The sequence below is a fragment of the Microcystis sp. LE18-22.4A genome (assembly GCF_027531105.1).
In the GTDB taxonomy this organism is placed as follows: domain Bacteria; phylum Cyanobacteriota; class Cyanobacteriia; order Cyanobacteriales; family Microcystaceae; genus Microcystis; species Microcystis aeruginosa.
In genome coordinates this window covers 1-8,980 of sequence record NZ_JAPZRB010000089.1, presented here as the reverse complement: position 1 = coordinate 8,980, position 8,980 = coordinate 1, and the positions used below count along the sequence as shown (strand labels likewise).

The following is an 8,980-nucleotide window of genomic DNA, read 5'->3' as shown; positions in this document are numbered from 1 at the left end:
ATTAATTGAGGGAATGAATACCAAAATAAAGCTTATTAAAAGAATAAGTTATGGATTTACCAATTTTGAACATCTTCGACTTAAGCTGTTTGCTTGCTTTAATTCATAACAAAAATTAACACACGAAAACCAGAAGAGCCTATTAATTTTTTCTAGAGCAGCTTCGGTAAATTTTTCTACAGTAGTCTGAAATACCAAAGCAACAATTGTCGCCACTGTTATCGGTTCCATAGATAAAATCGGGGTGATGAGGGTTGACTTTATTATATTATTGGGTTTTGATTTTTTCCCACAATATAGGGATTTTAGAGATTGCTTCAGTGGTAAATTCCTGTACTGCTAAAGTAAACTTGTGGTTAAGGGATCATTCATGATTCAGTCCTCATTTTGGCTTTCATAATTTTATTCTGCCCTATTTTTCTTAATCAGTCACAGTCCATGACACAATCACAGCATCAGTCTAAACTGTGATTGAAATGATTGAATGAATACTATGATTATATTGTATTCAGCAACCTTTTATCAATAATCAATCACAGTCCATGACACAATCACAACAATCACAGTCAAGACGGCATGGGAGAGGAAAGATCCGTGTTATCGTAAAAATGGGGATAGATGGGGAGTTTGGTCTTGCAAAATCGGCAAATAGGGATAAAATCAAAACAAGTTAATTTTTTCCCTACCATATCATGTTAACCCCATCGGATAGTAAATTATCTAAGCAGCAGCAGATTCTCTCGGCTGTTTCCGACGAAGAAGAACAGCTTAAACAGCAAAGGATTCAGGAAGTGCTATTGTTAATAGATAGTTTATTCCAAAGAGAGGAAACGACTTTTAGAATTATCATCGACTGTCTTTACGATGTGGGTTCGTTAAATTTAATTAATAAAAAGTTTCATAGTCGTCACTTAAATTTTATCATGAAAGCGATCGCTCGTTTTTCTAAGCCTATCTTCAGAATTTATGCTCTCTATTGGGTGAAGAAAAATAGCCCCAAATTAATCACTAATTGGTTGGCTAGTAAGGTTAAATTCTAGCCAAGGATAAACTCCAGAGACAGATGATAGGTGGTGCGTTACGACGGATTGTTACCTTCAATTCAAAGCAGCAATTTTTGCCGTCTAACGCACCCTACGTTTTACTACTTAGTTGATGATAGGTGGTGCGTTACGACGGATTGTTACCTTCAATTCAAAGCAGCAATTTTTGCCGTCTAACGCACCCTACTGGACTGTTTCAACTAAAATAGGGCAATAGATTTCGGCTTAAAATCTTAGATTATAGAATTTATAGCATTTTTCTAATACACCAAATTAGCTGAAACAATCCACTACGTTTTACTACCTTTTACTTCGTACCTCACTATTAAGATATAGGGACTAAATTTGCACCTGTCTGAGATGACGACGGGGATCGGTGGTACGCTGAGATTTAATTTTCTCGTATAATTCCCGTTCGATCGCGGTTAATTCTTTGGGAGTATCGATGACAATTTTGACTAATTGATCGCCGCGTTGTCCTTTATTATCGATCCAACCTTTGCCTCGTAAGCGCAGGGATTGACCGGAACGAATACCGGCGGGAACTTTTACCGTCACCATGCCATCGGGGGTAGGAACTTCGATCGCTGTGCCTAAAACCGCCTCATCGGGGGTAATCGGGACTTCACAGGTTAAATTATCGCCTTCAAAAGCAAAGAAAGGATGGGGTTCTAATTCCACATCGAGAAATAGATCTCCCCGTTGTTTACTCAAGGGATCGATTAGTCCTTTACCCCGTACCCGGAGACGATTACCGGTTTTAGTTCCTGGGGGGATTTTGATATCGATCATTTCTCCGGCTAAATTAACCCGTTTTTGTACTCCTCGCAAAGCTTCCGCAAAAGTCAGACGCAGTTTAGCGGTGGAGATACCAGAAGTGACGGATTGCGGTGGAGTACGAGCGCCGGCAAAGTCGTTAAAATTGCTAAAATCGCCAAATCCTCCCCCCGGAGTACCGTAGGAATGGGAACGGGGGCGAGTACCGCCGGGGCTGCCCATGCGACCGAGCAGTTCATTGATAAAATCATCAAAGGTGCTGTACTGGCTAAAGTCAAAACCGGCCGAACCGAAGTCAACCCCCGGATTACCACCTGGCCAATTCGATCGCCCGGACTGTTGCCAATATTGTCCAAATTGATCGTATTTTTGGCGTTTTTCGCTATCGGAGAGGACTTCGTAAGCTTCACTAATTTCTTTAAAACGTTCTTCGGCGCTTTTATCGTTAGGATTGCGATCGGGGTGATATTTGACGGCTAATTTACGAAAAGCTTTTTTAATTTCTTCAGCGCTGGCAGTTTTACCTACTCCCAGAACGGCATAATAATCTTTATAATCTGCGGCAGGCATCGATACGCTATCTCCTTAGCAATGAGGATTCAGTCGGGATATTCCTAATCTAACTTAATTTTATCGTTGTCAGGAGTCGGGAGTCGGTCGTCAGGAGTCAGGGGATAGGGGATAGGGAAATGGGGAGATAGGGGAATAGGGAAATTTCAACTAATACCCCAAAACCCCAAAACCCTAAAATCCCAACACCCAACACCCTTTTTACCTTTAATGTAACGTCCACTTTTTGACTTTTCACTTTTTACTTTTTATCTGGGGAAATTGCCGACGACGACGATACCAAGTTCCCACACCTACTAACAGAGCAATGAGGGTAAAAGCCACCATTAGGGGCAATATATCGCCTTTTCCCAAAGATTTTAAACCCGCACCCATCATGACAAAGGGTAAAATTCCGGGGACAGTGCCTAATAAAGTACCGATGAAATAATCGCGAAAACGGATAGAAGTTAATCCCGCAACAAAGTTAACGATACCGTAGGGAATAATCGGTAATAGACGGATAGCAAACATATAAAATAGGCCGCCTTGCTGCATTTCTGCATCGATCGCTTGCCATTTTCCCTGAAATTTTTTGGCGGTATATTCCCGGCCAATAGTACGGGTAAAAGCAAAGGCAACTATAGCGGCCACCAAAGCGGCGATCGTTGTCCAAACGGTTCCCATAACTACCCCAAAGATGGCCCCACCACTGAGGTTTAAGGGGGTAGAAGGCAGAATTAAAATTGTCCCGATCGTATAGAGAATAATATACAAAATGGGAGCCATAATTCCCATTTGTTTTAACCAGATCTGTAATTGTTGGGAGTCGATACCACCGAGCAGATAAACTCCGATCGCCGTGGCGATAATACAAATTATGGTTAGGATAATAACACTACTTTTAGTTTTAGACATTTAACGGCAATTTTGGGCTAAGTTCGGGTTGCAAAACATAAGATGCAGCCGGGGTCTATATTTCCCTATTGCCAAAAATATAGCAGAAATCGGCATAGGATCGATCTCGATCTCAATATTAGCGGGCTGCCCTATCTGTCCCCAAATTACCCCCGATATCGGTGTGGGTAGTTCAGTTAATCTCCTCGAGAACCACGATCGAAAAACCATTGACTTTATAGCGATCGGCAATTACTGCTCCTTGCTCCACAGACCAACAATTATAATTGGTTTCTGCCCAAGCTGCCGTGTCAATAATTCTTACCCAACGATAATTATTGGATGACGGGGGAAGACGAAAATCCACCGGCAGATAATACATATTAATTAACAACAAAAAATCGTGATCACCGACGGCACTACCATCAATTAAAAACCAAATACAGCGATCATCGGCAGTTAAATCGCTAACCCCATCGGGTTTTTTAAATAAATAGGTGACATCATTGCCCCCATCGAGAACCATATCGCCATAGCGGCGCTGTTTTAGTGCTATATGATTGTTTCTGAAGTGAGCAATATAAGCGGCAAAAATAAATAAAGGATTGCGTTCTTCTTGATTAGTTCCCGTGCCAAAATTATTGTGATAAGTTTCCCGATAACCGGTGGGCAGTAGATGGGGTGAACGGGTGGCAATCATATCATAATTATTCCAAGTGGCGACACTATCAATATTGTAGGGATTATTATTACCATTTTGGCTGCGGCCAAATTCATCGCCCCAGACAGTCATGGGAACACCGCGAGATAAAAATTGAATCGTCCAAAAGTTGCGTAATCTTTGGCGACGTAAGGCCTGATTACCGCCAGAATCCCAAGAATCGTTATTATTATTGCCGCCATCGGAAGGACCAAAGGGCCAGGGAGTGAGGTTATTTTTGCTGTTATAACTGACCAAATCCATCAGGGTAAAACCATCGTGGGCAACAATAAAATCGATCGATTTGTGTGGTCCGCCTTGGTCGTTAAAATTGTGATAATCGCCGTTCACCTGTTCGATGAATTTAAAAGTATTACCATCTCCCTTGCAAAAACGCCGAATTGCATCGCGATAACGGCCATTCCATTCTCCCCAACCCGCAGGGAAATTCCCCACTTCGTAACCCCAGATATCCCAAGCTTCGGCGATCATTTCGGCATCGTATTTCTTGCCTAATTTCTCGATCTTTTCTAACAAAGGATGTTTAGGAAAGAATTGTTTTTGTTTGCCCCAATCTTCGCGTTCATGACTAGAAGGAGTTCGGCCGAGGACGGGGGCCAGATCAAAACGAAAACCATCAACTCCCATGGTTTCTAACCAATAGGTGAGGGAATCAAGAACCAGATTACAGGTGACAATATGGGAAAAGTTTAATTGATTTCCGCAGCCAGTGGCCCCATCGACTAGATAATGTTCGTCGGTGAGTTGATAGTATTCCACCACATCAAAACCACCAAAACTAACAAATCCGGTGACATCGTTGCTGCCCCAATTGCCCCCTTCTCCGGTGTGATTATAGACCACATCCAGATAAACTTCCAGTCCTTGGTCGTGGAAAGCTTTGACCATGGCCTTAAATTCTCTGGTGGGTCCACCGGGGGAGCGATCATAAGCATAACGGCGATCGGGGGCGAAATAACCAAAGGTCATGTAACCCCAATAATTACCGCCGGGGCGATCGTCGGGGTTATTATCGTTAGCGGTTTCTTGGACTGGTAAGAGTTCGATCGTGGTAAATCCCAGCGCTTTCAGGTATTTGGCCATATAGCCGGCTCCCGCATAAGTTCCTCTGTACTGGTCGGGAACGTTAGCCACTTCCTCAAAACCCCTAATTCCCTTGAGAATATCTTCTAAACGACTAGCGGAGGGGTGATTGCTTAAACCGCGCACATGGGACTCATAAATGATCGCTTTTTCGGCACCCAGACGGGGACGAATCCCGGTATAAGTCCCATCCGGGCCGATAACAATGCCTTTGGGCGACCATTTGCCCGTATCGTATTGCCGCCGGATCACTCCTTTGTAGTCCCCTTCTCCCGTGGCATACATTCCCGCATTTTCTCCAGCCGCGATCATGGCCAGGGTTTCAAGGTCGTGGGAAAGTTCTCGCGCGTAGGGATCGAAGAGGACTTTATTGGGGTTAAAACGATGGCCGAAATCGTCCACATCTGCCCGAAAACCAGCGTTACTGTGGCCTCTTTGCCATTTTTGATCAAATTGCCAATTGGCACCCCAACAGCGAAAAGCGTAGTAACTGCCCTGGGCAATACCGGCGATTTTTGCCCGCCACATATCATCATTTGGGTTTTTTGTCAACCAGTAATCATACTTAGCGTTTTCTCCCGTCGGGCGATCGTAGATTTCCAGAAGAATCTGACTGGCATTTTTAGAATAGACGGCAAAGGTGACACTATCGCCCCGATAATGCGCCCCGAGGGGATAGGTGGCATCGGCCCAGAGATGGCTATCTAGGGGGGCATAATTACCAGATTGGGGATGATTTTGACCGATCGCTGGTAACATAAATTGGCGGGATAATATCGCCTTTGATGATAGACATTTTTCGCTCAAAGAAATAAGAAAAAAATCTAAAGCTTGCTCACCAAAAAAAACGGCTGTGCAATTCCTAGTAACTGCTATAGTAATTATCTTAGAGAATCCTCAAGAGAATTATATTCTTCGGAGCAGTAGTCAACCATTTGACGTAGAGATAAATTTTCGGCTTGTAAACAACCATTTTCTCGTGTAAGTCCCATTCAAGATAGGCTAATCTTTCTTTAATGGCTCGATTTTCTGCCGTCAGTAAACTAATTTGGTTAACTAAATCACTGACTAATTTTTCTAGATGGTGTAGATTGCTAGGGGAATTATCGATAATTTTCCTCTCTAAAGCCAGAATTGACAATCATCTTCTAATAAACTAGGACAAATTCCTTGTAAGCGTCGATAAGCAATAGCATCCGCTCCATACAAAGGAATAGGTAAACGGGGGTCTTTGAGAGAACCATAGTGAAGTAAAGTTAATTTTAACGTAGTGTCAACTAACTGTTTTAAATTTACTTGCTCTCCTAATTCATGAACTTTTAAGCGCAAGGGACGAGGAACACCTATTTGTTCAGACACTTGGGACGTTATCAGGATAACTTCCCGCTTTGATAAAGCTAAAGCTAATCCTTTGGAGGGAGCATTTATCTGTTTTTGCTCAAAATTATAAAGTCTAGGACTGCCAGTTTTATAGCATTCTACGAGAATAAATTTAGACTTAATTGCTCTCGCTCTTGCCAGTAAATTGTCAACCTCCTTTCCTTGAAATTTCCCATCTCTGTAAATGAGAACTGTCTGATTTTTTAGTTCAGCTTGCGGTAAACAATTTTCCAGAATCCGTTGAGGAATTTCTTCTCCCTCGGTTAAACTATCTTCTACCCGACAGCGAACAAATTCTCCCTGTTTGCCATATAGTCGCACACTTGCACAAACATTGAGACTCCCCGGCAGATTTTTTTTAGGCTTCCTTCCCACATCTAAACCAATAAAATAATCGGCAATTTCTAGAGGTTCAGCAAGAACATAGGGTAAATTTCCTAGTTTGGCTAGGATTCCTGGGACAACTTGATTGAGAATATTATTATATTGACCCTTATTATTTAAAGTTTTCTCATAAATCATTTGAGTTATAACTCCACGCTCCAAAAACTTTTTTTTAATCCACGAATATAAACTTCCTTCTTCAGTATTATCCGCATTGCGATCCTCTTGAGGAAGAAATACTAAAGCAATATCTACAGGAATTTCTCCTCGAATTAATTGATCAACTGCTTCTTCCAGTCTGGCTCTTTTTTCAAATCCTACACCTTCAACAGAGAAATTTATTTGATTCTCTGGTGGCAAAATAGTCTCAAATTTATAAAGTTTTAATCGCTTTTCTAATTGTTCTCTAAAATCTCCCACTTTCAAATTAGATGGTTTCAGAATAGCTAAACGAATCTTACGAGCAGTATCCTCATATTCCTGATGACGTTTATATACACCACCCTTCGACAATCCTTTGAGAGTTTTTCTTTTTTCTCCCCTTTCTCCCTGACCAAATAAGATGGGAGTTTGCTCAAGAGAAATAGAAGGAGTCCAAAAGAAGTCGGGATTTTCCCTGCTGTTAATACTTCTTTCTCTTAACTGAAAACCAAAGTTATTTAAAGTCTTTTGTGCCTCCTGTTTATATAAATTTAATAGTTTTTGTCGTTCAGCATAGGAAATTTTTGTTTCCTTTAATAAGTCTCCGTAATTGACTTGAAATAAACTCTCATCTTTATCTGTCATACAGGGTTTTAAAGCTGCCAATGGATAAATATACTCCTTGGGATTTTTGCCAAATTGTACCGCCACCACTGGCTGCCCCAGATGAGCTTCTTCTAATTTTCTTCGACTAATTGAACCCGTAGCTTTTTTAAATATTTCCTCTCTTTTTTCCCCAATTGTACCCGCTATTTTAATAATTTTAGCTGTCCCATTAGTTTCTATAGTTTTAACCTTTAAACCTACTAATAATTTAGCAGCATCTTGTCTATAGGGATGATTTTCATAAAATTGTTCTAAATCTCCACTATAGACAATACTACTTTCAACAGTTAAACAAATAGCTGGATCGGTGTCATTGATGATTTCTGCCCAAAAATCAACTTCTCTCCTTACCTGTACTTGGTTTTCACTTATCTGACTATCTTTGGGAAAAACTATTGGATAGGAAAATTTACCAAATATTTTCAGAATTCTAACTGCTAATTGTGCTGTAACTAAAGCTGTTATCTGCCAGTCTTTTAGCCAATGAATAGAATAATAGTGATCGCCAATATCTTCTCGTAAAACCTCTTGAATATCTGATAAAGCTTCTTTCCACTGTTGTGGAGAGGGAAGAGATTTTTCATCTTTAGCTAATACCCAAAAACAATTATCTTCAAAAATAACCACCACATCGGGAAACTTATGACTGAATTGCCAACTAAAACGATTACCTATTTTTCTAGTAACTTGATGATTAAGCTTAAAACAATTCAAACAATTATTCCTGAGAGTTAAGGAACTAATTTCACTCAAAAAAAGCGGGGAATTGGCTGTGTTAGCTACTGTGTAATTCATGATCTAAACCTCCTTATTTGCATAATCACAAATCGATGTAAAAGGACAATAACGACAGGCATAGCCACTGTTCGGCGGGAAAAGATGATAAAAATCTTCGGGGTGATTTTTATATTTTTGTAGTTGTTGCTGATGTTTTTTGGCCAGGAAAGCTAGTTCGATTTTAACTGCTTCCATTGCCTCGGAAGACAGGGAGATGTTTTCTGAGCTTGTTTGGGTTTCTAAATTGTAAAAAGAAGCGACAATTTTTTCCTGAGGATAAAGGTAACTAGCCGCCAGTAAATAAACATGAGCCTGACGACGATCAAAATTAGATTGACCAGTTTTGAAATCTAAAATATGTATGGTGTCATCAGCTTCTCTAAAAATACAATCAAAGGCAGCGGACAAATTAAACCGATAGTTAGGGCTGGCTGAATAAATCTAAAAACTTTGTTGGGTAAGACTTTTAGACCTTTTGTCAATCAAAAAGTACTGGATCTGGGAGTGATCGGGGGGAAATTTAGGCACTTTTTCCCTGAAAATTAGGTAATTGGCCACCTCA

Annotated in this window: 7 protein-coding genes and 1 pseudogene; 2 read left to right on the top strand and 6 right to left on the bottom strand. The window is 40.8% G+C overall.

Annotated elements, in window-relative coordinates; genetic code table 11:
• On the top strand, nt 1–109 hold a 109-nt coding region (locus O9295_RS04055; RefSeq protein ID WP_287672724.1), incomplete at its 5' end, for a transposase.
• 583 nt (nt 110–692) lie between these two features.
• Nucleotides 693–1,040, top strand: coding sequence for a hypothetical protein (locus O9295_RS04050; RefSeq protein WP_002768423.1), 348 nt, complete (start codon nt 693–695; stop codon nt 1,038–1,040).
• 342 nt (nt 1,041–1,382) lie between these two features.
• Here the strand turns inward: O9295_RS04050 and O9295_RS04045 are convergent, their stop codons facing one another.
• The 6 genes and pseudogenes from O9295_RS04045 to O9295_RS04020 form a co-directional block, all read right to left on the bottom strand.
• Nucleotides 1,383–2,390, bottom strand: a complete 1,008-nt coding sequence (locus O9295_RS04045; protein WP_288031902.1) for a DnaJ C-terminal domain-containing protein — start codon at nt 2,388–2,390, stop codon at nt 1,383–1,385.
• A 234-nt stretch (nt 2,391–2,624) separates the two neighbouring features.
• Nucleotides 2,625–3,287 carry a TVP38/TMEM64 family protein gene (locus O9295_RS04040; RefSeq protein WP_288031899.1) on the bottom strand — a complete coding sequence of 221 codons (663 nt, stop codon included), beginning with the start codon at nt 3,285–3,287 and terminating at the stop codon, nt 2,625–2,627.
• 172 nt (nt 3,288–3,459) lie between these two features.
• A complete protein-coding gene (locus O9295_RS04035) occupies nt 3,460–5,829 on the bottom strand; it encodes a glycogen debranching protein (RefSeq protein ID WP_288031896.1) in 2,370 nt (789 codons plus the stop codon).
• A gap of 127 nt (nt 5,830–5,956) precedes the next feature.
• The gene (locus O9295_RS04030; protein ID WP_287692443.1) at nt 5,957–6,211 is read right to left on the bottom strand and encodes a hypothetical protein; all 255 of its coding nucleotides are present in this window, start codon (nt 6,209–6,211) and stop codon (nt 5,957–5,959) included.
• Nucleotides 6,193–8,436: a Piwi domain-containing protein gene (locus O9295_RS04025; RefSeq protein WP_288031893.1), complete on the bottom strand. Its 2,244-nt coding sequence runs from the start codon at nt 8,434–8,436 to the stop codon at nt 6,193–6,195. The genes O9295_RS04030 and O9295_RS04025 overlap by 19 nt, the downstream gene beginning before the upstream one ends.
• A gap of 3 nt (nt 8,437–8,439) precedes the next feature.
• Nucleotides 8,440–8,841: pseudogene (locus tag O9295_RS04020) on the bottom strand (PD-(D/E)XK nuclease family protein); the annotation flags it as partial.
• Between the last annotated feature and the right edge of the window lie 139 nt (nt 8,842–8,980).

What these genes read in the sequence shown, in the direction of transcription:
- O9295_RS04050 (WP_002768423.1), top strand. Translation starts at nt 693, where the DNA reads ATGTTAACCCCATCGGATAGTAAATTATCTAAGCAGCAGCAGATTCTC.
- O9295_RS04045 (WP_288031902.1), bottom strand. Translation starts at nt 2,390, where the DNA reads ATGCCTGCCGCAGATTATAAAGATTATTATGCCGTTCTGGGAGTAGGT.
- O9295_RS04040 (WP_288031899.1), bottom strand. Translation starts at nt 3,287, where the DNA reads ATGTCTAAAACTAAAAGTAGTGTTATTATCCTAACCATAATTTGTATT.
- O9295_RS04035 (WP_288031896.1), bottom strand. Translation starts at nt 5,829, where the DNA reads ATGTTACCAGCGATCGGTCAAAATCATCCCCAATCTGGTAATTATGCC.
- O9295_RS04025 (WP_288031893.1), bottom strand. Translation starts at nt 8,436, where the DNA reads ATGAATTACACAGTAGCTAACACAGCCAATTCCCCGCTTTTTTTGAGT.